Genomic DNA, 24,876 nt, shown 5'->3' with positions numbered 1-24,876 from the left:
GGATGCAAGATAAGGATGGTGGGCCATTTGGATATCAAACAACTCCGGTATTTTGTTGGTATTGTAGAGGCGAACGGGTTTTCCGAAGCAGCGAAAAAACTGTATGTTTCCCAGCCTACTCTCAGTAAGGCCATGAAGCACTTAGAAGAAAACCTGGGAGTGCAGTTGATTTACATGTCAGGAAAAAAAGTGCAGATTACTGACTGCGGCAGACAGCTTTATGCCATGGCGAAGGGCGTGATAGAACAGCATGATTCTATTTTCCGTGCCATGCATGACCTGACAAGCCTGCAGAAGGGCGTGATCCGTGTGGGTATCCCGCCTATTATAGGAACCTGCGTATTCCCAAGCCTGATTGCAGGATTCATAGGACTGTATCCGGGCATTGATTTCCAGATTGACCAGCACGGTGCAAAGCATATCCAGTTACTGGTGGATAAGGGCGAACTGGATGTGGGTTTTACCATCTGTCCGGTCATCACCGGCGCATTTGACGTGGTGCCGGTTGTGGAGGATAAGAATGTCCTGGTGGTGAGCACACAGCACCAGCTGGCCGGATGTGACAGTGTCAGATACGAGCAGCTGCGCAACGAAAAATTTGTGCTGCTGGGTGAGGAGTATATGCTGAACAGTAACATCATCAACGGATGCAGGGAGGCGGGATTCGAGCCACGCGTCCTGGTAGAGGCATCCCAGTGGGACTTTATCGTCCAGCTGGTTAAGATTAACATGGGCATCTCCATCATCCCGCGGCGTATTTTAGATATGTACCCGGAGCCAAGTATAGCGCAGGTGGATATCGAACACTCCTCCTCCCTGTGGAGGGTCGTGATGATTACCAAGAAGAACCAGTACCTGTCCTTTGCGGTGCAGACCTTCGTCACTTATATGAAGGAGCAGGCCACCTCCATATTCCATCCGGACTTTGACTGTGAAATCATCCTGAACCCCTGATAAACCGGGAAGGCCGGCAGGTAATTATATTATCTGCCGGCCGGCCTGGTTTTCTTTTATCTGAAACGGTATCTTTTATTCTTTTACAAACTGCTTGTCAAACTCAGCGTTAAAATAATAGAAGTTCTTTTCGTCCAGTTTGGACTTGATTTTTTCCAGCGCCTCCCCGAAACGCTGGAAATGAACCACTTCCCTGGCGCGCAGGAATTTAAGGGGTTCGCGTACTTCCGGGTTTTCGATGACACGGATCAGGTTATCATAGGTGGTCCTTGCCTTCTGTTCCGCGGCCAGGTCCTCGTGGAGGTCCGTGATGGCATCGCCCTTGGACTGGAATTCGCAGGCATTGAACGGCACGCCGGCTGCGGCGGTTGGCCACAGGGCCGTGGTATGGTCAATATAGTAGGCGTCAAAACCAGCGGTTTTTGCCTGTTCAGCGGTCAGGTTCTTGGTCAGCTGATAGATAATGGCGCAGATCATTTCCAGATGGGCAAGCTCCTCTGTACCAATATCTGTCAGCAGTCCGCCTACCTCCTTGCATGGCATGGTGTAGCGCTGGGAAAGATAACGCATGGATGCGGCAAGCTCTCCGTCAGGGCCGCCGAACTGGCTGATGATTAAAGACGCTGTCTTAGGGCAGGTCTGGGTGATTTTTACGGGAAACTGTAACCGTTTTTCATAAGTCCACATGGCATGGCACCTCCTTAATTGTTTTGGATGTCCCAGGGCAGAGGTCCGTCAGACCAGGTGAAATGTTTCTGTCCGGGGTATTTTGTGTGGGATTCGGATTTGTTATTGGTATCAGGGCAGACACAGTTTAAGGTCAGGGGTTCATATTCCTTTGCAAATGTGTCCAAAAGCTGCCTTCTCTTTGCCATTGCCTGGCTGAATTCCTCCAGGGCGCTGGCGTCTGTCGGATGGGTATCCAGATAAAGGTTTAAGTCATTGACAACAAAACTGATTTCATTAATCTGCTGAAGCAGGGTACAGCGGTCAGACATGTTTTTCACCTCCTACTAAGAAGAATGGCAGGTCCAGACATGGGAAGATGGTTCCCTGTTTCAAGGCTTTTGCCGGCTCATACGGTGTTTCCCAGGGCTGCATGGGAACGGTGGCGATTGCTAACTGGACACCGGGGCCTGGAGCAGGAAGTTCCTTGCCGCATCCGCATTCGGATGCAGGTACGTTTGATCCACAGCTGCATAAATTCATGAATAACACTCCTTTCTGTTAAAAAAAATGAAGACATGGTTCAGCCACTTTCTGGCTTCATGATTAGTATGGGCATGAAACGGATTTTTAGAGCCATTAAAATATGACAGTATAACCAGAAATAAGCGGTATGGAAATTTGAATACCTTATTAAATTAAGGAAACGAGACAAATATATTATTAAAATTAATTTTTAACTTAATATAGTTAACAAAACAAATAGTTTCCCAAAGTATTTTCTTTTGAACCGGAACGTGCTATGATCCAGGTATACAGATGGGCGTCAAGGGGAGGCATGGGCCGGGCGCCTGTCAATACAAGATTGCGGGAGGAAGGTATCAAATGGTTACCAGGAAGGAATCTGATTCCATCGGCACGATGGAGGTGCCGGTAAAGGCGTATTACGGGGTGCAGACGCTGCGGGCAAAGAATAATTTCCATATTACGGGAAGACCGCTCCACGGGGAGTTTATCAGGAACCTGGCCAGGATCAAGAAGGCGGCTGCATTTACCAATATGACAGCCCATGTGCTGGATGAGCGTGTGGGGAATGCCATCGTGGCGGCATGTGATGAAATCATAGGCGGGAAGCTTCACGGGCAGTTCATCGTGGACGCCATCCAGGGCGGGGCCGGGACCTCCGCCAATATGAATGCCAACGAGGTGATTGCCAACCGGGCAATTGAGATCCTGGGCGGGACAAAGGGGGACTATTCCATTGTCCATCCCAATGACCATGTGAACATGGCCCAGTCCACCAATGACGTGATACCCTGCGCCGGCAAGCTGACCATCCTGGGCCTGCTGCCCGGCCTGCTGGATGAACTGGAACGGCTGCAGAAAGCCCTTCACCAGAAGTCCATTGAATTTGATGATGTGGTGAAGATGGGGAGGACACAGCTTCAGGATGCGGTCCCCATCCGCCTGGGGCAGTCCTTTGAGGCATATGCGGCAGTGATCGGAAGGGACATCAGAAGGATCAGGGAACAGATGGATGAGCTTAAATACCTGAACATCGGCGCCACCGCAGTGGGCACGGCCATTAATGTGAACCCTGTGTACCTGTTCCATATCATCCGTAACATCAATCTGGTGTGCCAGACCGAGTGTGTCCAGGCAGACGACCTGTTTGACGCCACCCAGAACCTGGACTGCTTCGTACATACTTCGTCCACCCTGCGCATCTGCGCCGTGAACCTTAGTAAGATATGCAACGACCTGCGCCTTCTGTCCAGCGGGCCAAAGGCAGGACTGGGGGAGATTAACCTTCCGCCCAGGCAGAATGGCTCGTCCATCATGCCGGGAAAGATTAATCCTGTGATTCCCGAAGTTGTATCCCAGGTGGCATTTAACATCATCGGCAATGATGTTACCGTGACCATGGCGGCCGAGGCAGGACAGATGGAATTAAATGCATTTGAGCCTGTGATATTCTATAAGATATTTGAGTCCATCGACACCCTCAAGGGGGCGGTGGAGACACTGATTGACAACTGTATCCTGGGGATTACCGCCAACAGGGAGCACTGCCGCAGGCTGGTGGAGTCCAGCGCCGCCCTTGCAACCGCCCTGTGCCCGGCCCTGGGATACAGAAAGTCGGCGGATATCGCCAAGCGCTCCATGGAAACGGGAGTCCCTGTAAGGCGGATTGTGCTGGACGAGAAGCTGATGACCGAAGCCCAGCTGGACCAGTGCCTTAATCTTAAGGATATGACACAGCCGGGACATCTGGTGGAGTATCATAAGATGGGGGGAAATGCCGGCGGCGGGAAGGACCGTGCGGAGGAGTTGGATTAGATGGGCAAAAGAGCTAAAGATTGCTGGAACTGATAAAGAAAAGGCCCATACAGCACAAAAATGCCAGACACTGGGGATGTCTGGCATTTTTGTAATTGTATTGTATTGTGTATAAAGGGGGATAAAATGTGTGAAAGGGGGAGGGCCCTTTCGGTTTTCGCAACAATTCATTTGCTGTATGTCCTCTTGCTTACAGGACATATTATAGGATATTTATATTGCAAAAACCATTGTCATACGCCAAAAAAATATTGCAATCCGCACATTATCTGGTACAATGGACCTAACAGTGAAGGAGCCATGTGTAAACGGCGGAAAGGACGCGCATTGTACCAGGAGGAAAGCTTTAGGACCAGCGGGGTGATGTATGCCCATACACGCAGTGATGAGGCGGATATGGAGTATAAGATGCACTGCCATGACAGCTATGAGATCTACTATATGATAACGGGTAATGTGGAGTATCTTCTGGAAGGGAGGTCCTATATTCCAAGGCCCGGAAGCCTTATCGTCATCCCTCCCGGATGTTTCCACGGCTTAAAGGTGCTGGACGGGGAAGAGTACCACCGCATACGCGTGCATTTTGTAAGGGAGCTTCTGGGGGAACGGGAGCAGGAGATGCTGCTGAAGCCGTTTGCCCCGGGCTGGTGCTGCTATGAGGAACAGTTCCAGATGGAGTGGTATTTCCATGCCCTTGAGGAGTGCGGTTCCTATGGGAAAGATTTACAGGATATTGCAATTAGCGCACGGTTGCTGTCCATTTTGACTAAGATTTTTGCAATCTGCCAGGACGCATCCGGGACATTAAGGGGAAAGGAAGGCCAGGCCAGGGAGATAATCCGCTATATCAATGAACACCTGAAGGAGCCGCTGACCCTGGAAGGGCTTGCCGGGACATTTTACATGAGTAAGAACCATCTGACCTCCATCTTCAAGCGGGCAACCGGAACAACGGTGGCGCGTTATATACTATACAAGCGCATGGCGGTGGTGCGGGGGGAACTTTCGGCAGGGATACCGGCGGCGGAAGCGGCCTCCAATGCGGGTTTCGGGGATTACTCCAGCTTTTTCCGCGCATATAAGAAGATGTTCGGATGCGCGCCCACGGACAAAGGAGGAGCCGGACTGCCTGAGATGGATAAAAGCAGGGATTTCTGATTACAGACGGAAAAAACATAAAAAACGGATGGTAAGCTTTTAAAGTGATGGTATAATAAAAGACAGTAAACAGTTGCCGGAATATTGCAGACAGACGAGGAAAAAAGAATGGAACATAGGGATTTCACCAAATGCTTTGTATTTCACGATATGGATTGGGTACAGGATATCCTGCATATGTCGGATCTGGGGCTGTGGAACATGGTGACAGACAGGGATATGCGGAATATAAAATTTTATATTGATGGAACCATGGCCAGGCTTCTGGGACTGAAGGAGGACCTGTCCCCTGAGGCGTGCTTTGAGTTTTGGTACAAGCGGATTAACAGGGGGAATCATGCCTATGTAAATGATGTCATGAACCGGATTGTCCATACGGGCAAGCTGTGTGAGGTCCAGTATACATGGAACCACCCTGAGTGGGGGGATATTCCCGTGCGGTGCGCAGGCAGGTCCCGCCAGCTTCAGGACGGGAGAATCCTGATAACCGGATATCACCAGAATATGGCTAACCTGGAGCAGATGAAACGATGGTCCATGAATGTAAGCTGGGAAGAAGTTTTTGAGTATAATATGACCAGCGGGACGGCCCTTATCTATACGGACCGCAAGGTCACATACGGTACGGAGAAGCAGATACAAGGATTTCCCGAGGTATGGGCGGACTCCGATATGGTCCATCCCGGGTTCAAGGAGACATTCCTGCAGGCATTCCGCGTCCTGCGCACAGGAGGGGACCACGCGCGTTGTGAGGTAAAGCTTAAGAACCGGAATGGGGAATACAGCTGGTTTGCCATGGAGCTGGAGGTCCTGTCATATGAGGAGGGCTGCCCGGAGATTGTACTGGGGCGGTTTGAGGACATCACCAGGCTCAAGGAACTGGAGAACGCCTATATCAGACAGGCCCGGGTCAACCAGCTGCTTTTAGAAGATTCCCTGGCCCATGCCGAGGTGGACCTGACTGGGGACCGGGTGATGCGGCTTTACGGGACCTGGAAACGCTACCTGGGGCATCTGGAGGAGCACAGTTACAGCAAGCTGATGAACCTGCTGGAGAATAAAAGCGTCAAGCCTGAGGACAGGAAGGACTTTAAACTGTACTTTGACAGGGAAAGCCTTCTGGCAAGGTTTGAGGCAGGCAGACACAGGGTCTCCATGAATTACAGGCGGCTCTTTGAAGGAGACAGGCTGCGCCGTGTCCAGCTGGCTGTATATATGTATCAGGAACCTGCAAGCAATCACATATTCGGCGTATTCTGCCTGTTGGATAAAGAGGGAAGGAAAGACAGTGATAAAGCGCGGGACAGGGAGGGACAGGAACCCCAGGAGGATGAATTTGCCCAGCTTTTATCAGCAGTAGGCGATGCAGCCTGTCTTATTGACCCTGATACATATGAACTGATAGAAGCCAACCAGGCATATTACAGGATGATCGGCAGGGCAGAGGAAGACTGCCGCGGCCATAAATGTTATGAACTGTTTTATGGAAACAACAGGCCATGTATGTTCTGCAATGGCTTTAACTGGGAATGGGACCGTTTCTCGCTGTGGGAAAACACAGATGCCAGGCAGGGCATAAAGCGTCTGATGAAGACACGCATGGTGGAGTGGAAAGGAATGCCTGCTGTCCTCACCATTGGGGTTGAGGCTGCCTATGATGGCGGGGAGGCAGAACCCTTAAAGAGCGGGCCGGATGCCAGGGCAGAGGTGGCTAATAAGGTGATAAGCTGTATCTATGCCATGATAGAGGCCAGGACCCTGGAGGAGTCCATGAGGCGCCTGATGGATGTGCTGGCGGACCATTATAAGGCCGGACATATCCTTATATACCTTCAGAAGGAAAATGAATTCGGTTATGAGTGCGCCTGCTGCAGGGACGAAAGTAACTGTCCCCCTGTCAGCGGGGACATGGAAAGCCATATACAGGCGTGGCTGGACCAGAACCATCAGGGCGGTGTCAGGGATATTGAGGAACCACAGGATATCCTGCCCGAGTCCTTTGAGCTTTATCAGGATATGGAGCGGGAACAGGTTTCCAATATGGCTGTATTCCCCATAGTCTGTAAAAAGGGGGAACTGGGCTATATAGTGATGCTGGAGCGCAAGGTTCAGGACTCCCTGGATCTGGTTGATATGCTTCTGTATTTTATAGCACAGGAAATCAGTAAACGGCAGGATGCAAAGAAGCTGGAATACAGCATTTATAATGATTCCCTGACCGGGCTTCTCAACAGGAGCAGCTATGACCGGTTCCGCAGGTCCTTTAAGGCGGACAATGTTGTTTCCATCGGCGTCATCATAATTGATATCAATGACCTGAAGTCGGTTAACGATACAAGGGGGACCGAGGCAGGGGATGCGCTGATCCGCCAGGCAGCCGGCATCATAGAGAAGCAGTTTGGCGATTGTGCGGTGTTCCGCCTGAACAGCAATGAGTTTGATATCATAATGGAAAATATATCCTACTCTGAGTTCGAGCACAGGTTTGGCGCCCTTATCCGGGAAATGAACAGCAGGCAGAATCTGTCTGTTTCCGTGGGAAGGGTGTGGGATGACAGGCAGAAGAATCTGGACTGGGCCATGAAGCAGGCAGGGGAACTGATGCGGATTGACAAGCAGCGGTATTATGAGACAAAACCCAGCCTTACCGGTTCCGGGCGCCTGGATTTAATCAAACGCCTGCTTCACAGCATTGAAAGCAGGGAGTTCAGGGTGGTGCTGCAGCCAAAGCTGTATCTGAAGACCGGCACCTGTGCGGGGGCGGAGGCGTTGATACGGTATTACCATCCAGAGAAGGGAATCATCATGCCCTCCAGGTTCATCGGCTTACTGGAGAGGGAGAACCTGATAAGCTATGTGGACCTGTTCGTGTTTGAGGAGTGCTGCCGTCTGTTGGAGCAGTGGGACCAGATAGGGTACAGGGAGCAGGTCCTGTCATTTAATTTCTCCAGGATGACCCTGCTCAATGCAGATATTGTATCCAGCGTGGCATCCATTGCGAAAAAATATGACGTGCATCCCAATAAATTGGAGATAGAGGTGACAGAGAGCATAGGGGAGCTGGGACGGGACATGGTATATAAGGCCCTGGCGGAGTTTAAGAAGCTTGGCTACCGGATATCCCTGGATGATTTCGGCACCAAATACAGCAACATGGATATCCTCTCCGATGTGGAATTTGACGTGCTGAAGCTGGATAAGAGCCTGGTGGATAAGATTGACCGGGATAAGGTCAGCGGCCAGATTGTCAAGCATATCATATCCATGTGCCATGATATGAAGATACAGACCATTGCCGAGGGCATAGAAGAGGAACTGCAGGAAGCGTATCTGAAGAAATGCAGATGCATGATTGGACAGGGATACCTGTATGGGAAACCCATGGAGGTAGAGGAGTATGAGAGGAATTTCCTGATGGGAAAGAATGAGGATTCCCTGCAGTGACCGATACCTGTCCCGCTGATGCGGTCATATCCCATTATCCAAGAGCAGGCATGTCCCGTCATTCAGGCAGCTTGACAGCGCTTCGGGGAGTGGCTATAATATGATGTAATATGTAAGGAAAGGGTGAGTGCAATGTTATTCGGAAAGTTCTGCATTGATTATAGCTCCGCACAATTTAACAGTATGAAACATTGTACGGAGCCTGAAAATACGAAAATGATGTTTGGCAGGGATATTGTTCCAAAACAATAGTTTTGGGATTTCATTTTCGTGTTTTCCAATAGAGATTCATCACTATCTATTTGGTTATTTGGGCGGCAGACAATGTTTGGTCTGCCGCCTTCTGTTATGGATAAGATTATTTAGCCGGAAAGCAGAGGGCGCACTGGATTGGTGCAGTCCCTCTGTTTTTTTGTTTTGAGAGGAAGGATTAATAATGAAAGATAAACAGGATTTAACAACAGGAAGCGTGCCCCGCAAGCTGATTGCCTTTGCGCTTCCCTTACTGCTGGCTAACTTACTGCAATCATTTTACAGCATTGTTGATATGCTGGTGGTGGGCAGGGTAGTGGGCAAAAACGGACTTGCCGCGGTGAGCAATGCGTCCATGATTGGCTTTATCATCAACTCTGTGTGTATCGGCATTACCATGGGAGGCACGGTGGTGGCTGCCCAATATAAAGGTGCGGGTGATGAAAAGGGACAGAGGGAGACCGTGGGGACATTGTTCTCAATTGCTTTTATTGCCTCGATTCTTGTTACTGTCATGGGGCTTCATGTATATGAACCGCTATTCCGGGTACTGAATGTTCCTTTGGAGGCAATGGAGGACGCCTGCGGATATATGAGGATCATCTGCTGGGGAACTGTATTTGTGTTTGGTTATAATGCTGTGTGTTCCATCATGAAAGGGTTAGGGGATTCTAAAAGCCCTCTTTATTTTGTTGCGGCTGCCGCCGTGGTTAATATTGTGCTGGACATCATCCTGGTGGGGCCGCTGGGGTTAGGGACAAAAGGCGCTGCCTATGCCACTGTTTTTTCGCAAGGCATTTCCCTTGTGATATCTGTCGTACATTTAAAGGGAAAAGACTTTGTTTTTGATTTCAGGCCCAATCATTTTACCATTAAGGGAGATAAGGCGGCTGCTATCTTGAAGGTTGGACTGCCCGCCGCCATTCAGATGGCTGTTGTCAATATTTCCTATCTGTTGATTACGGGCATGCTTAACAATTTTGGTGTCTCAGTTGCCGCGGCCTCCGGCGTTGGGTTAAAGGTCAATACACTGGCCGGCATGCCCTGCTGGGCAGTCGGGCAGGCTGTGACAGCCATGGCGGGCCAGAATATGGGAGCCAAAAAGATAGGAAGGGTAAAGGAAACAACGAGGGCAGGACTGGGGCTGAACCTGTCAATTACCCTCATTGCAGCCATCCTGGTACAGATTTTTGCAAAGCCAATCATCATGTTATTTGACCCGGTCAGTACGGATGTGATTGAAGACGGAATCCTTTATTTGAGGATATGCTGTGGGGTAAACAGCTTGATATACGCAGTCATGTATACATTTGATTCCTTTGCCATCGGCATCGGTTCCGCCAATATTGCCATGATCAATGCCCTGTTGGACGCGGTCATTGTCAGGCTTCCTGTAAGCTGGCTGCTGGCATTTACTGCCGGGATTGGATTTCCCGGTGTGTATATCGGACAGGCGCTTTCGCCTTTGATACCTGCTGTGGTTGGATGGGTTTATTTTAAGAGCAGGGGATGGGAGGGCAGAGGACTGATTTATGGACAGGTGGAGCTGGAGATGGAGCAGGAAAATGGGCAGGAAATAGGGCAGGAAAATGGGCAGGGAATAGGGCAGGAAATAGGGCAGGAAATAGAACGGGAAATAGGGCAAAAAATGGGGCAGAAAATGGAACAGGTAATGGGGCAGGAAGTGGAACAGGCAATAGGGCGGAAAATGAGGAAGAAAATGGAACAGGCAATAGGGCGGGTAATGGAAGAGGAAATAGGGCAGAAGAAGGATGCGGCGTATGGCGCAGAGGACGGGCCGGATATAGATTGAGGAGGTTAAAGGATAGAATGATGAAAGGCAGTAAAATGATGAAAGGCAGTAAAATGAACCTGGCCTTTGGAAATAAAATAATATACGATGATGCGGATTTTAGCATTAATCAATACGATAAAGCAGGCATCGTTGGCATCAACGGAGCAGGAAAGACAACCCTGTTCCGTATCCTGCTGGGTGAGCAGGAATTAGACAGCGGCAGTATCATGGCAGGAAATTTACGGATGGGCTACCTGCCCCAGGAAATCGTAATTGAGGAGGAAACACGTACGGTCCTGGATTATCTGCAGGAAGGGCGTCCGGTAGGCAGGCTGGAAGATGAATTGAACCTGGTTTACCAGAAACTGGAGACCGCGGAGGCTTTAGAGCAGACCAGCCTGTTAAAACGGATGGAACGGCTGCAGTCGCGCTTAGAGTATTATGATTGTTATGAGGCGGAAAGTATCCTGCTTACGATTATTGAACGTATGGAGATTGATATTGATTTGCTGGATATGCCGCTTGACCGGCTGTCCGGGGGCCAGAAATCCAAGATAGCCTTTGCCCGCCTCCTGTACTCGAAGCCGGAAATCCTGCTTCTGGACGAACCCACCAATCATTTGGACGCTGGGACAAGGGGATTTGTGACCGATTTTTTAAGGAATTACAAAGGCATGGTCCTGGTTATCAGCCATGACATAGCTTTTCTGAACCAAATTATAAATAAAGTCCTGTTCATTAATAAATCCACGCACAAGATATCCGTATATGATGGAAATTATGATACTTACAAGAAGAAATACGAACAGGAAAAGCGTCTGCGGGAACTTGTGATTGCCAGGGAGGAAAAGGAGATAAAGGAACTGGCAGGGTTTGTACAGCGGGCAAGACAGGCAAGCCGCACCAATCATGCCATAAAGCGCATGGGCCAGGAGCGGGCGCTGCGCCTGGAGAAGAAACAGGATGCGCTGCACAGACGCGAAGGGGTCTGCAGGCGTGTGAAAATGGATATCCATCCCCTGCGGGAGGGCGCCGGTATCCCTCTGGAGGTGGACGGCCTGTGGTTTCATTATCCAAACCAGCCCTATCTGTACAAAGACCTGAGTTTTCATATCAATGGAAAGGAACGTTTCCTGGTGGTTGGCGAAAACGGGGTTGGAAAGTCCACGCTGCTTAAGCTGATGATGGGTATCCATACCCCGGACCGAGGAAAAATCCGGTTCCATCCCAAAACAGATGTGGCCTATTATGCCCAGGAACTTGAACAGCTGGATCTGCAAAAAACGGTCCTGGAAAATGTCAGCACCCAGGGATGTCCGGTGAAACAGCTGCGTTCCGTATTGAGCAATTTTCTGTTTTTTGAGGACGATATCTATAAAAAAGCTGAGGTCCTGTCACCAGGCGAAAAGGCCCGTATTGCACTATGTAAGATTTTGCTGCAAAAGGCGAATTTCCTTATTCTCGATGAACCCACCAATCATCTTGACCCTGAAACACAGGAGGTTATCGGAAGGAACTTCAGGCTGTTTGAAGGGACTATCCTGGTGGTCAGCCACAATGTGAGGTTTGTTGAGCAGATTGGGATTAACCGGGTGCTGATGCTGCCGTCGGGGCGGGTTGAGGATTATGAGGGTGGGGAGGAGGGGATGCGTTAAGGGATTGATAGCTGGTTGGCGGTTTTCCTTTCTTTTGCTGTCAGGCATACTTCTTTATAGAAAACATCTTGTAATTTGTTGCGGAATAGGTTATTCTATATATGACAAATGCAAACAGAGTTTGCAATTTTTTGTAATAATTTGCAAGTATTAAACTGTGAGGGGTGCATAATATGATTGCAACAGAACGCGCCAGCTATATTTTAAATAAGCTGCGGGATAAAAATACTGTTTCACTTAAGGAAATAGCATCCGAACTGGATGTTTCAGAAGCAACGGTCCGCCGTGATTTCGAACGGCTTGATAAAGAGGGATTTGTTGTACGTGTCCGCTCTGGTGCCAAGCGCGTGGAACCGATTGTGCCAGATCATGTTACGCCGCTTGTGACCAGTGAAAAGCTTGCTGAATACACAGAGGAAAAGAACGCCATTGCAAAATTTGCAGCCAGTTTTGTCCATGATGGGGACTGCGTGTTTCTTGACGGAGGTACTACAATTGCTCCCATGATTGATTTTATCCAGGATAAGAAGATTAAGATTGTCACGCATAATCTTCTTATACCGCGAAGGCTAAAGAAGATGAATGTAGATATTTTCCTCCTTGGCGGTCATTATACACAATTTCATGAGAGTACAATGGGGGTATACACTGAGAAGATGGTGTCGCAATTTCATTTCGACCATGCCTTTTTTGGGTGTTCGGGAATTGAACTTGTACACCAGATGGTTTACAATGATGATATTGACACTGTCCCTGTTAAGGAAGTTGCAATGAAGTATTCGAATAAGAACTACCTTCTGGCTGATTCGAGCAAACTTGGGAAAACAAGCTTCTGCCGTTTTTCGAACCTGAGTGCATTTGACAGCATAATAGTCAGTCCTCCTCAGGAGCAGGATATACTGCTTCCACCCAATTTTATCGTGGTTCAGAATGATTAGTATGGAATTTTTATGAGGCTTAAAACAGGAAACCGTCAGGACCAAGAATCTCAATACCTTGTCCTGACGGTTTTTACTGTAGTACAATCATGTATCTTTAGTTGGATAGCGCGGTTAAGATGGCGTTTACCGCATCATTGCTTGTGAGTTTGAATTCTATTTTCAGTAAATCCACTATGCCGACCTGTCCGAATACATCATTTATGCCAAGCTTTAACAGTGGTACGCCTGCACCATGCTTTGCCAGCACGTCAGCCACAGCGCTGCCGATTCCGTTTATTATACTGTGGTTTTCATAAGTTACTACCAGCTTTTTGCCCTGGGCTTCCCTAAGGATAAGATCTTCATCAAAGGGCTTTACGGTAACCGGGTCCACGACTTCCACGCTGATGCCTTTTTCCTTCAGGGATTCGGCTGCATCCAGGGCATCGCTCATCAGATATCCGCTGCCTATTAACAATACATCAGAACCAGGTACCAGTATCTGGCCTTTTCCTACCTCGAATCTTGTATCAGGCCCGTATACCTCGCGCACGTTTTTGCGGTATGCGCGGATGTAGTGTATGGCGCCGTCCCGGCGGGATGCGCATTCACGGACCATCCAGTCCAGCTGTACCTGGTCGCAGGGGTCGCATACAATGGCATTGGGGATGGTACGCATGACGGCAAGATCTTCGAAGCAGGAGTGGCTTCCCCCGTCAAATCCGGAACAGAAACCGGGATCAGACCCGAAGATATTTATGGTGTTCTTCTGATAGGCGCATGAGATATAAAGCTGGTCAAGGGCGCGCCGCGTTACAAATGCGGCCATTGTATGTACAAACGGTGTGAATCCCCGCAATGAAAGTCCGGCAGCCACACCAAACATATTCGCCTCACAGATGCCTGTATCTACAAAGCGGTCGGGATGGCTTTCCTTAAATCTGAGGAAAAATGATGCGCCGCCAAGGTCTGCATCCAGTATCATGATCCGGTCATCCTTTTCGACCAGTTCTTTCAGGGTGGCCCCAAACTGGTTGCGCAGTTCGCCGCCCAGTTCTTTTGTTCTATTTTGTTTCAGCATAGCCCTTACTCCTCCTCTGTGATTTTTTTAGTTCTGCAATGGCTGCGTCAATCATGGCGCGTCCTTCTTCAAATACCTTAGGGGAATGGTTGTCCGGCATGTCTTCATAGTATTTTACGCCCTGGCCTTTGATTGTATCCAGAACGATGCAGATAGCTTTGCCGTTTATCTGTTTAGCTTCTTCGATTGCATTGTCTATGGCTTCCTCACTGGCTCCGTCTACTGTTTTGCACCAAAATCCGAATGCCTTCATTTTTTCTTCATAGCTGAAAGGCTTAAGTACATCGTTACAGTATCCGTCATGCTGGCGTTTGTTATTGTCAATAAATACGATACAGTTATTTAAACCATTGTGGGCCATGAACTGGAAGGCCTCCCAGTTCTGCCCTTCATTAAGCTCGCCGTCACCAATGCATACATACACATACTGGTCATTAATACCATCATGTTTCAGTCCGTAGGCAATTCCTGCGGCAATACTGGCGCCCTGCCCCAGGGAACCTCCGGTAACATCAATGCCGGGGGTTAACAGACGGTCGACATGGCTTGGGATATGGGTGCCGATATTATCCATTGTGAGTAAAAGCTGTTTATCAAAAAATCCTTTTTCAGCCAATGCAGCCTCCACCGCGGGAGCTGCGTGGGCTTTGCTCATGACCAGGTAATCGCGGCCCTCCCAATCAGGATTGTCTGGATCATATTTCATTTGCTTCCCATATAGTACACTGATAAGTTCCGTAACGGACAGGCATCCGCCGATATGTCCCATACCCCGCTGTTTAAACATTTCCAATTGATTAATCCTGAGCTGTGCCGAGAATTTTTTTAGTATCTTACGCTCTGTTGCTTCCATGAATCATACCTCCTTAAAGTGGATTTTTTGAATGCAGTGCGGCCAAGGCCGTGGGATAAGGATTATTAAGTGCAGTCATAGGCCTTATATGTGTCGGACTTGCCTGACAGCATCGTTTTAAAATCCTGCATTAACGGATGCTGATGCCAGGTGTAGTTTGTCTCGGCAACATAATAGGCGGTCAGCTGTACGAATGCAAGGCTGTACAGCGGGCTGAACAACTCGTCTTCCACTGCAGGTACACGCATTACTCCTGCCCCTTTGAGGGCGGGATTGTTGGAAAGGGCAAATACGCGGTCTGTTATTTTTTGCGCGGCCTGCCATTCCTGCCGGATACGTGCGCTTGTTTCGTCGCCCGGGTCTAAAAAGAAAAGATTATAATTGGGCGTTAACTGGATCTGGGGGCCGTGGATGGATTCGTCTATCTCGTATCCCACAGCCAGGATATGTACGGTTTCACCAATTTTTACTGCACCTTCCAAAGCGGTGCCATAATTTGCTCCGGCGCCGATGAGATATACACGTTCCATGGAAAGGAGCTTTTGTTTGTTTGCCTCAAAATAGGCGGGATATGCTGCAATCAGAGCATCGTAGCTGTCCATGCAGGCCATCATTTGATTTTTGTCCGCCATTACGTCCTCATCGCTGAGTATGTTTTGTGCGTGGGCCGCATGAAGGGCAAACAGCATTAAAAAGGCTGTCAGGGTTACGACTCCTTTTGTGACAAAATCCAGTTTTTCACCGCCCAGGCCGAAATCAATGACTTCATCCGCCTCATTCTTGAAATCAGAGTGGATATTGCCTGTAAGCCCTATGGCCGGAACGCCCAGTTTCCGGCACAGGCGCAGTGATTCGATTGTGTTTGTGCTGCATCCGCTTTGGGAAATGCATACCACGAAATCCTCTGGTGTCATGTCATGTTCATAGTGGTTGAATGTGAAGGGAGTGACAATTTTTACTTCTGCGCCAAGCCGGCTCTTCATATAGTAGCGTGCACAATGACAGGCATTACAGCTTGAACCGCAGGCGACTAACCATATGGTCCGGTACGGGCGGCTTAGGTAGAGGTCCACCATGCGTCCGGTCAGATGCCTGCTGTCCTCAATATTGGCACGTACCTGGGCGGGGGTTTCCTGGATATAGCGCAGCATGGAAATCTCTGTTGTGCTCATGATTTTCAATCCTTTCTGTTTTCTGCGGAGGGAAACTAAATGGTAACGGTCTTCTTGCTTACTCCCTTGGGAGCGTCCGGGTCAAAGCCGCGGCTTAGGCTGCACAGGCAGGAGAACATCTGTGCGAATACGGCGGCCGTAAATACAGCCTTTATGCCATCGTATTCCGGAGGAAGCAGCACGCTTGTATCGCCAAGGACGGTAAGTTCTGGCTTATTTGTTATCACCGTACACCAGATACCTGTTTCTTCCTTCAGGCGTTTAAGTAATGCCTCGCCGCAGTAATTTGTTTTTTCGTCTGCCAGGAAAAACATATATGGGGTGAACCGCTGGGCAGTGGCAATGGGGCCGTGCCGGTAATCGGCCGAACCATAACAGCGTGCATCCAGGTAACTTGTTTCCTGTATCTTTAATTCGGCTTCATTGGCCACGGCATCCATTAACCCGCGTCCCACCAGCAGGAGATGTTCGGTTTCCCTGTAAAAACGTACAACATCGCGTACCTGTGCTTCCAATCCCGTAAGGGCGGCGGTTACGATTTCCGGGGCTTTGTCCAAGGTGTCCAGCAATTCTTCATCGCCGGATATGTATGCGGCAATCATGGTGAGTATGGTCACCTGCGTCATATATGACTTTCCCGCAGTGATGCTTTGTTCCGGGCCGCAATGGTTATTGAGTCTGTAGCTGCCGGCCTGTGTCATCAGGGAATCCTCCACATTTGTAATGCTCACACAGACACCGCCCTGGCTGTCGCATGCTTTCATTACTTCAAAGATATCCTGAGCCGCGCCGGATTGGGATACGGCTATCATCAAGACGTTGGAGTAATCCGGGGATGCCTTATAAGCTGTGACAACGCTGGGGGCACTGATGCTTGCTATCATGCCGCATTTTGTTTCCAGCAGATAGCGCCCGACCAGGTTTGCATGGTCGCTGGAACCGCGTCCTACCAATACCGCTGTTTTAATACCGCGGGTTTTCACCTCCTCGCCAATCTGCCGGCAAAGATCACGGTTTGCCGCAATACAGTCAGCGACAGCCTCTGGCTGCTGGAAGATTTCCCTCCAGAAAATGGAACCGCTTGTGTCAATCATAAATAATCCTCCTTTTAAATTAATTTTTGCGTTATTATACGAACGGCATCTGGCTAAGGGCTTTATCTAATTCCAGCAGGTCGTCTTCGCTTTTTACATGTGATAGCTGTTCCAGTATCTGATCGTTTGAAAGGATGGTAAACAACTGACGCATATTTTCCAGATGTTTTTCATCATCCACAGCTGCGAGCGTGAAGAAAAGCGTGGCATCTTTTTCCCTGTCTGCCGGGTCGAAGGATACCGGCTGTTCAAATTTTGTAAAAGCAATGGCAGTCCGGGTGACACCCGGAGAGCCTTTTGTTGAGTGCGGAATAGCCAATCCGGGTACGATTACAATATAGGGACCAAATTCCTCTACGCATTGGATGATGCGCTCTTCATAATCCGTTGTTGCACAGCCTGTCTTTACAAGAGGGCGGCAGCTTTTGTGAATGGCATCACGCCAGTCATCGGCACTGTTAAAAAAAGCGTAGCGTTTAGCATCTACAATATCTTTAAAAAGCATGGTACTTTTCTCCTTTCACTCAAGTTTTAACATTTGATGAGGCCATTATAAACTTTTTTGTGAATAATTGCAAGATATTGCAAGAAATATTTTTTGTAATTTGCTTTTTTGCTGGCAGCCAGGGGGATTTTTGTGAAGTTTTGTTCATGGTGTTGAAAAAAATGCTCTTTTGTTCTAAAAATATATTGACATTTTCGAATAAAGGTTTATGATAAAAGAAAGGAAATGATTGGTTTTGAAATAAAAAATCGTATATTTGTTAAAAGAAACAAATATTTTGCAATTTCAAGCAAGATATGCAATTTGATTTTATATGGAAAGGGGGTGTGAAGATACAATGATTAATATACTGATGGTTTGTGGCAATGGCTGCGGCAGCAGCTTAGTGTGCCAGATGGCGGTAGAGGCAGTTTTAAAAGAGTTGGGGGTGCAGGCACATGTGGATCATAGTGACATGCTGTCCGCTGCTTCTAAGCAGGCGGATATCCTGATAGCTGGAATCAACTTTAAAACCCAATTCGATACATTTAAATTGTTCCCCAATAAAATCTATCTAAAAAGTCTGGTTAACAGACAGGAGATTCGGGAAAAGCTGCAGATGGTTTTGCAAGAGAATGACTGGTTATAAATATGCAGTAGTTTAGAAGGTATCCTGTATGGACAAAAGGAGGTAAGTATGGGTATATTAACATTTATCATTGATAACATCCTGATAAATGCAGCAATGGTATTGGGGCTTGTTGCCCTGCTGGGGCTGATTTTACAAAAAAAATCCGCTGGCGCCTGCTTTAGCGGCACATTTAAGACAATGATGGGATTTATGATCCTGTCTGCTGGTTCAGGCGTTATCGTGGGGGCGCTGGAACCTTTTGGCACATGGTTTGCGGCGGGACTTGGAATCCAGGGTTCGGTGGCATCCATTGAAGCGGTGCTGGCCGTTGCAATGCAGAATGATATGATAGGCCGTGATATTGCCTTGGCATATGCAGGCATATTTGTTGTTAATCTGGTTATTGCGCGCGTGACCAGATGGAAGTATGTATTCCTTAATGGAGAGGCCCCAATCTATATGGCTATGGCCAGTATATTGTTTGGTGTTGGTCTGTGTGGATTTAGCCATATGAGTGCCGTTCTTATTGGCGCTGTACTTGGCGGGATATGCTGTATTCTATTTCCGGCGCTTGCACAGCCCATTGTCCGTAAGATTACAGGCAGCGATGATATTGCCCTTGGGCATTTTTGTACATTAGGCTATCTGCTAAGTGCAGGTGTTTCAAAGCTGACAGGTGATGTTTCAAAATCGACTGAGGATATAAAATTCCCAGCCAGACTTTCTTTTTTACAGGATACATATCTTGCAGTGGGATCCGTGATGATTCCATTATATGTCATCATGGCGGCTTTGGCCGGACCAGAAGTGGTTGCTGAAGCAGCTGGAGATAAAAATTACATTGTATTTGCCATCATACAAGGTATTACGTTCTGTGCAGGTCTCTTTGTCCTCCTTACTGGAGTCCGCCTGCTTATTGCGGAGCTGGTTCCCGCATTCGCAGGAATTGCTGAGAAGGTGGTACCTGGTGCACGTCCCGCATTGGATTGCCCGGTACTTTTTACCTTTGCACCTAATGCCATTGTGTACGGCTTTGTATTCACGACAATAGGCACCGTAGTGGGGATGTTCCTATGGCCTGTATTTGGATTACCCATGGTTATTCCGGGAATTATGTCCAATTTCTTTGCCGGAGGCACGGCCGGTATTTTTGCCAATGCAACAGGCGGCCGGCGCGGTACGATTATTGCGTGTATTGTACACGGTTTATTTATATCTTTATTGCCTGCACTGGTTGCACCGTATCTGGGCCAGATTTTTATTGAGGGATTGCCGTCCCTGGCGGCCTATACAATGACGGATGTGGACTGCGTTTCCATGAGCCTGTTCTATTCCTGGGTGCTGAAATTCATAGCTGGCCTGTTTGGGATTGGCTGAATCCGTTCTGCAGTGATTTGGATGACTGATTGGCAAGAAGGGCTCTGGATAACACAGTAAAGCCGGGGACACTGATATTTCAAGGTTCCCGGCTTTTTATGTGCTGTTTTATTTTGCATACACCTGTGATAAGACCGTCATAATATCCTAGGATGTGTTTGAAAATTCATTCCCGCCAGCTGCCCTAAGGAATCCGCCCAAAGTCCCCCCTTAGGGCAAAGCACACCCTAGAATCTGATGCCGGGGATTTTCAAGGTTTTATGCATGCAGACAACATAAGAATTGCAGAAAGTCCATGATACCGATTTGTAAACCGCTTTCTCTTTGTTCATGAATTGGGAAACTATCTTTGTATAAAGCAATCGCCTTATGATACATATCATGCTTACTGGTGGTTAATCTTCTAAACTCCATATTATTTTTACCTCACATCAATCCATAGGATAAATGAATGACTGTATCATTCCCCGCCATAAGTTTTAATTGGGACAATGTTGTCCGAAGATTGCGGAAAATTCGTAGATTGCGAAAAAACTACAAAACAAAAATACCGGAAACCTGATAAAAACAAGGTTTCCGGCTTTTTCCTGTTCCTGAGCGGATTCGAACCGCTGGCCTTCCGCTTAGGAGGCGGACGCTCTATCCTGCTGAGCTACAGAAACATATGCATCACATGCATTTTACTGCGGGCCGTAATTCATACGGTCCGCAATATATAATAACCTATATTTGAAAAAAAATCAAGCCTCAAATTTCACAGTTCCCTGCATCCACACCTGTCCTTTGAAACGGCGGCCTGTTTTAGGCTCTCCTAAAAGGTCCTGTTTGTTGATTATCACGTGGAAAACCATGTCGTTGCAGTCCAGGGTCAGGTTGTAAATCTCCTCGCCTGTAATCCTGTTTTTGTTCAGGGCAACCGCTGTAATCTCCCCAATGACCGAATACTGGTCGCACTCAACGCCGCAGGGCATGAAGCAGGTTTCTATGATGGAATACACATCCTCGTGCGCAATGCGCCTGGACACCATGGAATAAAGGTCAATGTCTTCAATGGTCAGCGTCTCGATGGCGTCCTCGTCCCCGCGCTTGGCTGCTTCCAGGAGATTGCTGCGCTTGCGGGCAGCCTGTCTGGAATCCTCGGCCTGCTGTTCGGTTTTCTGGATGGGAAGCAGGACCCTGCCCTGGACACACAGACCTGTGAGGGCTGCGCCGTGGGGAAGGACTGCCTGGCGCCCAGCATGCCGCATACGGTACTCCATGGAATTTTCTATATAGAAAATCAGGGAAATCCCCACCCTGTATTCATCCAGTAGCCCGGCGTATGTCTCCCGTTCCGTATGGCGCTGGATGGAACACTCCGCATCAGAGCTTATATCTGTTCCGGTAACGTAAGGATAGTAGTATTCCCGGCTGAAGGTTCCCTTGGGGCTCATCTCACCAGCCATGGCAACACCCATGCCAGGGGCTGTCTCTGCCCGCAGTTCGCAGAACGTACTGCCTTCCCGTTCGGATAACTGTCCTATGCGCTCAGCCTCTTTTGCCAGGCGCCGCAGCAGCTTTTCCATATCCTGTTTCTTCTGGTACATACTGAATCCAATGGTCCGCATAAACTTATGCATGTTGTCACCTTCTTTCCTGAATCTATTATCATAAGCAAAATTGTTTATCAGACAACAAAGAGGCAAAAGGAACACCTTCGCCTCATCATCTTTGCCCATTATATACTACTTTATAGCAGATTACCAGTATTTTTTCTTTGGACAGGCCAAATTATCCGCGGAATTAAAAGAATTGAGGATTTTTTGATGGATTGCACCGTTGCATAAAAAGCAGAATCTTTTATGCTGGAAATAAACCGGGGGATTACGGGCCAAAACAGAGGTCCCCATGTGCCCTGGCAGTAAAATAATCAATGATGGAGGAAGGGGAAGCAGAAAATGTCAAATTCATATGAGCCATTGAAACTCAGGGGCGAGCGGGTGTGGAGGACCTATACCGGGGGCAGGGAAATCGGACGCCTTCACGGCGGGGAAGGCGCGGAGGATGACCATTTCCCGGAGGAATGGATGTTTTCCACAACAAGGGCGCTGAATGTGGGGAGGGAGGACATTGAGGAAGGAATCTGCTGTCTGGATGAAGACAGGGAAATTTCCCTGAAACAGCTCATCCTGTCCAATCCGGAGGAAATGCTGGGAAAGGACCACGTGGACAGATGGGGTGCGTCAACGGGAGTCCTGATTAAGATGATAGACAGTGAGGAGCGGCTGACCATACAGGTCCATCCGGACAACGTGACGGCCGGACGTCTTTTCAACAGCCGGTTTGGCAAGACGGAATGCTGGTACATACTGGGGGCCAGAAGTGACGGGCGGGAACCGGCCTGTATCTATCTGGGTTTTAAGGAAGGAATCACCAGGGAGGAATGGGTCAGGTGCTTTGAGCGGCAGGACTATGATAAAATGTTAAGCCTGCTGAACAGAATCCAGGTAAAGCCCGGGGAAACGTATCTTGTAAAGGGAGGGGTTCCCCATGCAATCGGAAGCGGCTGTATGATAATTGAAGTCCAGGAACCCACGGATTACACCATAAGGGTTGAGAAGGTAACGCCGTCCGGGTTCCGGATAGATGACAGGATGTGCCATCAGGGTCTGGGCTTTGAGACGATGTTTGACTGCTTTTCCTATTGCGGCATGAGTGAGGAGGAGGTAAGGGAACAGTTCTGCATCCGTGCGGAGGACGTGGAATGGAGCCAGGGGATTAAACGCAGCATCATCGGATATAAGGATACGCCATGTTTCCGGATAGAGAGGATGGAGGCGGATGGCACATGCAGCTTTAAAGGGGACGGGGTATATGGGTGCCTTTATGTACTTTCGGGTAAAGGCATATTAAAGAGCAGCACCCATGAATATACAGTTGGGAGGAACGACCAGTTCTTCATACCGGCTGCCTCCGGGGAATACACCATAACCAGTATTGGCAATGAGCCGGTTTCCCTGTTGATGATGCGAGGCCCAGAATAGGTAGATATCCACGATGCGAGGCCCGGAATAGGAGGATATCCACGATGATGACCTGCAATTGTATAAATTGCACAATAATTAAACAAAATAAAAACAAATATATAAACTTTGTAGAAATAGAAGAGAAAGTGAGGTTTTGTACCGTTGTGATACTGCCATAAAAAACCTAAAATAACAGCAAGAGAATTGACAAGGGGGTAAAGCGACTGATGAGTCAGAAAAAAATTCAGACCAGGGCCAACCTGATAGGTTATATCCTGATTTTACCATGGATCATAGGGATTATCTGTTTCCAGCTCTGGCCCATTGTACATAGTTTCCTAATGTCATTTACGAATTATAACCTGCTGAACGAGCCGTCCTTCATAGCCCTGGACAATTATGGGAAAATGTTTAAGGATGACGTGTTTTACCAGTCGGTCAAGGTTACCTTCAAGTATGTGTTCATAGCGGTGCCGGCCAAGATAATCTTTGCCCTCTGTATTGCCCTGATACTGAACATGAAGATTAAGGGGATTGGAATCTTCCGGACGGTTTACTATATCCCGTCCATCCTTGGATCCAGTATTGCGGTTGCAATCCTGTGGAAGGCCCTGTTTGTAAAGGACGGCGTAATCAATGCATTGCTGGCACAGATTGGGATTGAGGGGGTATCGTGGCTGGGGAATCCCAAATACACGCTGTTTACCATTTCCCTGTTAACGGTATGGCAGTTCGGTTCGTCCATGGTGGTTTTCCTGGCCGGACTGAAACAGATTCCATCTTCGCTGTATGAGGCGGCAAGTGTGGACGGCGCGGGCAGGATGGCCAAATTCATCCATATAACGCTGCCGGGCATCATGCCGATGATGTCATTTAACATCCTGATGCAGACCATCAACGCGTTCCAGATGTTCGCGGCACCGTATACCATCTTCAACGGAAGAGGCGGTCCTTTAAATTCCACCATGCTTTACGTGATTTACCTGTATCAGCATGCATTCAAATATTTCAATGTGGGCTATGCATCTGCCTTATCCTGGGCATTGCTGGTCATGATTGCAGGCACCGCGCTTATCCTGCACCTGCTGGAGAAGAAGTTCCTGAATTATGATGATTAGGGGAGGAGGGGGAATCGCAATGAAACGGAGTACGTTTACAAAAATTATTATATATGTCCTGATCAGCCTTCTGGGCCTGATCATGCTGTATCCACTGATATGGATGATATTTGCGGCGCTCAAGCCCTCCCCGGAGGTGCTGTCAAGCCCGGACCTGCTTCCAAGCCAGTTCCGGTTTGACAACTTTGCAGCAGGATGGAAATTAGTCAGGCCATATACCTTTGGGAAATTTTTTATGAATACGTTCTTTGTGGTCATCAGCTGTGTGGTGTGCAGCCTTGTGATCAGCCTGTTTGTGGGCTATGCCTTTGCAAGGGTGAACTTTAGGTTTAAGTCATTCTGGTTCAGCGTCTTATTCCTGACAATCATGCTTCCGGCCACCACCACCCTTGTGTCCCGGTACGTGGTGTTCAGTAAGATAGGCTGGCTTAATACATATCTTCCCTTTATCATACCGACGGCCCTGGGGGTTGGGAACGGAGGCGGTTTCTTCATCTATCTGGTGGCCCAGTTCATCAAAGGGATACCAAAGGAACTGGATGAGGCTGCCAAGATAGACGGATGCTCCACCTTCAGTATCATTGTAAGGATCATATTCCCGCTGTGCAAACCATCGCTGTTCTCAGTTGCCATCTTTGCATTCATGTGGAATTGGGATGATTTCCAGAACCAGCTGATTTACCTGACAAAGGTTGACCTGTATACGGTTGCCCTGGCAATGCGCACCACCATTGACGCAACCGGGGCCGATAACTGGGGGGCGGTCATGGCCATGGCACTGTGTTCCGTGCTTCCGGCAATCGTGATGTTCTTCTGCCTTCAGAAGTACTTTGTGGACGGGGTCAGCACATCAGGACTAAAAGGATAAAAGAGGAGG

The 24,876-nt window shown here is 48.5% G+C and carries 21 protein-coding genes and 1 tRNA gene; 12 read left to right on the top strand and 10 right to left on the bottom strand.

Annotated elements, in window-relative coordinates; all coding sequences use genetic code 11:
* The first annotated feature begins 27 nt into the window (after positions 1-27).
* Positions 28-954 (top strand): LysR family transcriptional regulator, encoded by a 927-nt coding sequence (locus LK536_RS35610; RefSeq protein ID WP_165443126.1) that lies wholly within the window; start codon positions 28-30, stop codon positions 952-954.
* Between the two features lie 75 nt (positions 955-1,029).
* On the opposite strand, the gene LK536_RS35605 is transcribed toward LK536_RS35610, so the two are convergent.
* Genes LK536_RS35605 through LK536_RS35595 form a run of 3 tightly spaced genes read right to left on the bottom strand, consistent with a single transcriptional unit; the run spans position 1,030 to position 2,163 of the window.
* Positions 1,030-1,641: a manganese catalase family protein gene (locus tag LK536_RS35605; protein ID WP_008723243.1), complete on the bottom strand. Its 612-nt coding sequence runs from the start codon at positions 1,639-1,641 to the stop codon at positions 1,030-1,032.
* 14 nt (positions 1,642-1,655) lie between these two features.
* Positions 1,656-1,952 (bottom strand): spore coat protein CotJB, encoded by a 297-nt coding sequence (locus tag LK536_RS35600; protein ID WP_008723246.1) that lies wholly within the window; start codon positions 1,950-1,952, stop codon positions 1,656-1,658.
* Positions 1,945-2,163 carry a spore coat associated protein CotJA gene (locus LK536_RS35595; protein WP_008723247.1) on the bottom strand — a complete coding sequence of 73 codons (219 nt, stop codon included), beginning with the start codon at positions 2,161-2,163 and terminating at the stop codon, positions 1,945-1,947. The genes LK536_RS35600 and LK536_RS35595 overlap by 8 nt, the downstream gene beginning before the upstream one ends.
* 342 nt (positions 2,164-2,505) lie before the next feature.
* On the opposite strand from LK536_RS35595, the gene LK536_RS35590 reads away from it, so the two are divergent.
* The 6 genes from LK536_RS35590 to LK536_RS35565 all read left to right on the top strand — a co-directional run bounded on the left by LK536_RS35590 (position 2,506) and on the right by LK536_RS35565 (position 13,202).
* Positions 2,506-3,960, top strand: a complete 1,455-nt coding sequence (locus LK536_RS35590) for an aspartate ammonia-lyase (protein WP_008723249.1) — start codon at positions 2,506-2,508, stop codon at positions 3,958-3,960.
* Between the two features lie 300 nt (positions 3,961-4,260).
* Complete coding sequence (locus tag LK536_RS35585; RefSeq protein WP_227794710.1) at positions 4,261-5,118, top strand: helix-turn-helix domain-containing protein; 858 nt, start codon at positions 4,261-4,263, stop codon at positions 5,116-5,118.
* Positions 5,119-5,268: 150 nt separating this feature from the next.
* Positions 5,269-8,562: an EAL domain-containing protein gene (locus LK536_RS35580; RefSeq protein ID WP_506092086.1), complete on the top strand. Its 3,294-nt coding sequence runs from the start codon at positions 5,269-5,271 to the stop codon at positions 8,560-8,562.
* Between the two features lie 436 nt (positions 8,563-8,998).
* Positions 8,999-10,627, top strand: coding sequence for an MATE family efflux transporter (locus LK536_RS35575; RefSeq protein WP_331472066.1), 1,629 nt, complete (start codon positions 8,999-9,001; stop codon positions 10,625-10,627).
* Positions 10,628-10,644: 17 nt separating this feature from the next.
* Entirely contained in the window at positions 10,645-12,264 is a 1,620-nt protein-coding gene (abc-f, locus tag LK536_RS35570) for a ribosomal protection-like ABC-F family protein (RefSeq protein WP_331472065.1), read from the top strand.
* A 173-nt stretch (positions 12,265-12,437) separates the two neighbouring features.
* The gene (locus LK536_RS35565; protein WP_025484558.1) at positions 12,438-13,202 is read left to right on the top strand and encodes a DeoR/GlpR family DNA-binding transcription regulator; all 765 of its coding nucleotides are present in this window, start codon (positions 12,438-12,440) and stop codon (positions 13,200-13,202) included.
* Positions 13,203-13,299: 97 nt separating this feature from the next.
* On the opposite strand, the gene LK536_RS35560 is transcribed toward LK536_RS35565, so the two are convergent.
* The 5 genes from LK536_RS35560 to LK536_RS35540 all read right to left on the bottom strand — a co-directional run bounded on the left by LK536_RS35560 (position 13,300) and on the right by LK536_RS35540 (position 17,889).
* Positions 13,300-14,265 (bottom strand): transketolase family protein, encoded by a 966-nt coding sequence (locus LK536_RS35560; protein ID WP_025484557.1) that lies wholly within the window; start codon positions 14,263-14,265, stop codon positions 13,300-13,302.
* On the bottom strand, positions 14,249-15,118 hold the full coding sequence (locus LK536_RS35555; RefSeq protein ID WP_227794708.1) for a transketolase: 870 nt from the start codon (positions 15,116-15,118) through the stop codon (positions 14,249-14,251). Before LK536_RS35555 ends, LK536_RS35560 begins: the two co-directional genes overlap by 17 nt.
* Positions 15,119-15,183: 65 nt before the next feature.
* Positions 15,184-16,290, bottom strand: a complete 1,107-nt coding sequence (locus LK536_RS35550) for an SIS domain-containing protein (protein ID WP_025484555.1) — start codon at positions 16,288-16,290, stop codon at positions 15,184-15,186.
* A 35-nt stretch (positions 16,291-16,325) separates the two neighbouring features.
* A complete protein-coding gene (locus LK536_RS35545; RefSeq protein ID WP_227794707.1) occupies positions 16,326-17,384 on the bottom strand; it encodes an SIS domain-containing protein in 1,059 nt (352 codons plus the stop codon).
* Positions 17,385-17,418: 34 nt separating this feature from the next.
* Positions 17,419-17,889: a PTS sugar transporter subunit IIA gene (locus LK536_RS35540; RefSeq protein WP_025484553.1), complete on the bottom strand. Its 471-nt coding sequence runs from the start codon at positions 17,887-17,889 to the stop codon at positions 17,419-17,421.
* A 337-nt stretch (positions 17,890-18,226) separates the two neighbouring features.
* Between LK536_RS35540 and LK536_RS35535 the strand changes: the two genes are divergently transcribed.
* Both LK536_RS35535 and ulaA read left to right on the top strand, forming a co-directional pair.
* Complete coding sequence (locus LK536_RS35535; protein ID WP_025484552.1) at positions 18,227-18,517, top strand: PTS sugar transporter subunit IIB; 291 nt, start codon at positions 18,227-18,229, stop codon at positions 18,515-18,517.
* 48 nt (positions 18,518-18,565) lie between these two features.
* A complete protein-coding gene (gene ulaA, locus LK536_RS35530) occupies positions 18,566-19,876 on the top strand; it encodes a PTS ascorbate transporter subunit IIC (protein ID WP_025484551.1) in 1,311 nt (436 codons plus the stop codon).
* Positions 19,877-20,464: 588 nt separating this feature from the next.
* On the opposite strand, the gene LK536_RS35525 is transcribed toward ulaA, so the two are convergent.
* Positions 20,465-20,538, bottom strand: a tRNA-Arg gene (locus tag LK536_RS35525).
* A 78-nt stretch (positions 20,539-20,616) separates the two neighbouring features.
* Positions 20,617-21,495: a DUF3881 family protein gene (locus LK536_RS35520; protein WP_025484549.1), complete on the bottom strand. Its 879-nt coding sequence runs from the start codon at positions 21,493-21,495 to the stop codon at positions 20,617-20,619.
* Between the two features lie 318 nt (positions 21,496-21,813).
* Between LK536_RS35520 and LK536_RS35515 the strand changes: the two genes are divergently transcribed.
* The 3 genes from LK536_RS35515 to LK536_RS35505 all read left to right on the top strand — a co-directional run bounded on the left by LK536_RS35515 (position 21,814) and on the right by LK536_RS35505 (position 24,867).
* Complete coding sequence (locus LK536_RS35515; RefSeq protein ID WP_227794706.1) at positions 21,814-22,899, top strand: class I mannose-6-phosphate isomerase; 1,086 nt, start codon at positions 21,814-21,816, stop codon at positions 22,897-22,899.
* 209 nt (positions 22,900-23,108) lie between these two features.
* Positions 23,109-23,999 (top strand): carbohydrate ABC transporter permease, encoded by an 891-nt coding sequence (locus LK536_RS35510; RefSeq protein WP_034577133.1) that lies wholly within the window; start codon positions 23,109-23,111, stop codon positions 23,997-23,999.
* Positions 24,000-24,018: 19 nt separating this feature from the next.
* The gene (locus tag LK536_RS35505; RefSeq protein ID WP_227794705.1) at positions 24,019-24,867 is read left to right on the top strand and encodes a carbohydrate ABC transporter permease; all 849 of its coding nucleotides are present in this window, start codon (positions 24,019-24,021) and stop codon (positions 24,865-24,867) included.
* The last annotated feature ends 9 nt before the right edge of the window (positions 24,868-24,876 follow it).

Origin of the sequence: Clostridium pacaense (assembly GCF_020709765.2) — a bacterium.
GTDB classification, from domain to species: domain Bacteria; phylum Bacillota; class Clostridia; order Lachnospirales; family Lachnospiraceae; genus Enterocloster; species Enterocloster hominis.
This window is presented reverse-complemented; position numbering and strand designations above follow the sequence as displayed.

Excerpts from the sequence above, each read along its gene's own strand:
- LK536_RS35605 (WP_008723243.1), bottom strand. The coding sequence starts at position 1,641 with ATGTGGACTTATGAAAAACGGTTACAGTTTCCCGTAAAAATCACCCAG.
- LK536_RS35600 (WP_008723246.1), bottom strand. The coding sequence starts at position 1,952 with ATGTCTGACCGCTGTACCCTGCTTCAGCAGATTAATGAAATCAGTTTT.
- LK536_RS35595 (WP_008723247.1), bottom strand. The coding sequence starts at position 2,163 with ATGAATTTATGCAGCTGTGGATCAAACGTACCTGCATCCGAATGCGGA.
- LK536_RS35590 (WP_008723249.1), top strand. The coding sequence starts at position 2,506 with ATGGTTACCAGGAAGGAATCTGATTCCATCGGCACGATGGAGGTGCCG.
- LK536_RS35585 (WP_227794710.1), top strand. The coding sequence starts at position 4,261 with ATGTGTAAACGGCGGAAAGGACGCGCATTGTACCAGGAGGAAAGCTTT.
- LK536_RS35580 (WP_506092086.1), top strand. The coding sequence starts at position 5,269 with ATGGATTGGGTACAGGATATCCTGCATATGTCGGATCTGGGGCTGTGG.
- LK536_RS35575 (WP_331472066.1), top strand. The coding sequence starts at position 8,999 with ATGAAAGATAAACAGGATTTAACAACAGGAAGCGTGCCCCGCAAGCTG.
- abc-f (WP_331472065.1), top strand. The coding sequence starts at position 10,645 with ATGATGAAAGGCAGTAAAATGATGAAAGGCAGTAAAATGAACCTGGCC.
- LK536_RS35565 (WP_025484558.1), top strand. The coding sequence starts at position 12,438 with ATGATTGCAACAGAACGCGCCAGCTATATTTTAAATAAGCTGCGGGAT.
- LK536_RS35560 (WP_025484557.1), bottom strand. The coding sequence starts at position 14,265 with ATGCTGAAACAAAATAGAACAAAAGAACTGGGCGGCGAACTGCGCAAC.
- LK536_RS35555 (WP_227794708.1), bottom strand. The coding sequence starts at position 15,118 with ATGGAAGCAACAGAGCGTAAGATACTAAAAAAATTCTCGGCACAGCTC.
- LK536_RS35550 (WP_025484555.1), bottom strand. The coding sequence starts at position 16,290 with ATGAGCACAACAGAGATTTCCATGCTGCGCTATATCCAGGAAACCCCC.
- LK536_RS35545 (WP_227794707.1), bottom strand. The coding sequence starts at position 17,384 with ATGATTGACACAAGCGGTTCCATTTTCTGGAGGGAAATCTTCCAGCAG.
- LK536_RS35540 (WP_025484553.1), bottom strand. The coding sequence starts at position 17,889 with ATGCTTTTTAAAGATATTGTAGATGCTAAACGCTACGCTTTTTTTAAC.
- LK536_RS35535 (WP_025484552.1), top strand. The coding sequence starts at position 18,227 with ATGATTAATATACTGATGGTTTGTGGCAATGGCTGCGGCAGCAGCTTA.
- ulaA (WP_025484551.1), top strand. The coding sequence starts at position 18,566 with ATGGGTATATTAACATTTATCATTGATAACATCCTGATAAATGCAGCA.
- LK536_RS35520 (WP_025484549.1), bottom strand. The coding sequence starts at position 21,495 with ATGCATAAGTTTATGCGGACCATTGGATTCAGTATGTACCAGAAGAAA.
- LK536_RS35515 (WP_227794706.1), top strand. The coding sequence starts at position 21,814 with ATGTCAAATTCATATGAGCCATTGAAACTCAGGGGCGAGCGGGTGTGG.
- LK536_RS35510 (WP_034577133.1), top strand. The coding sequence starts at position 23,109 with ATGAGTCAGAAAAAAATTCAGACCAGGGCCAACCTGATAGGTTATATC.
- LK536_RS35505 (WP_227794705.1), top strand. The coding sequence starts at position 24,019 with ATGAAACGGAGTACGTTTACAAAAATTATTATATATGTCCTGATCAGC.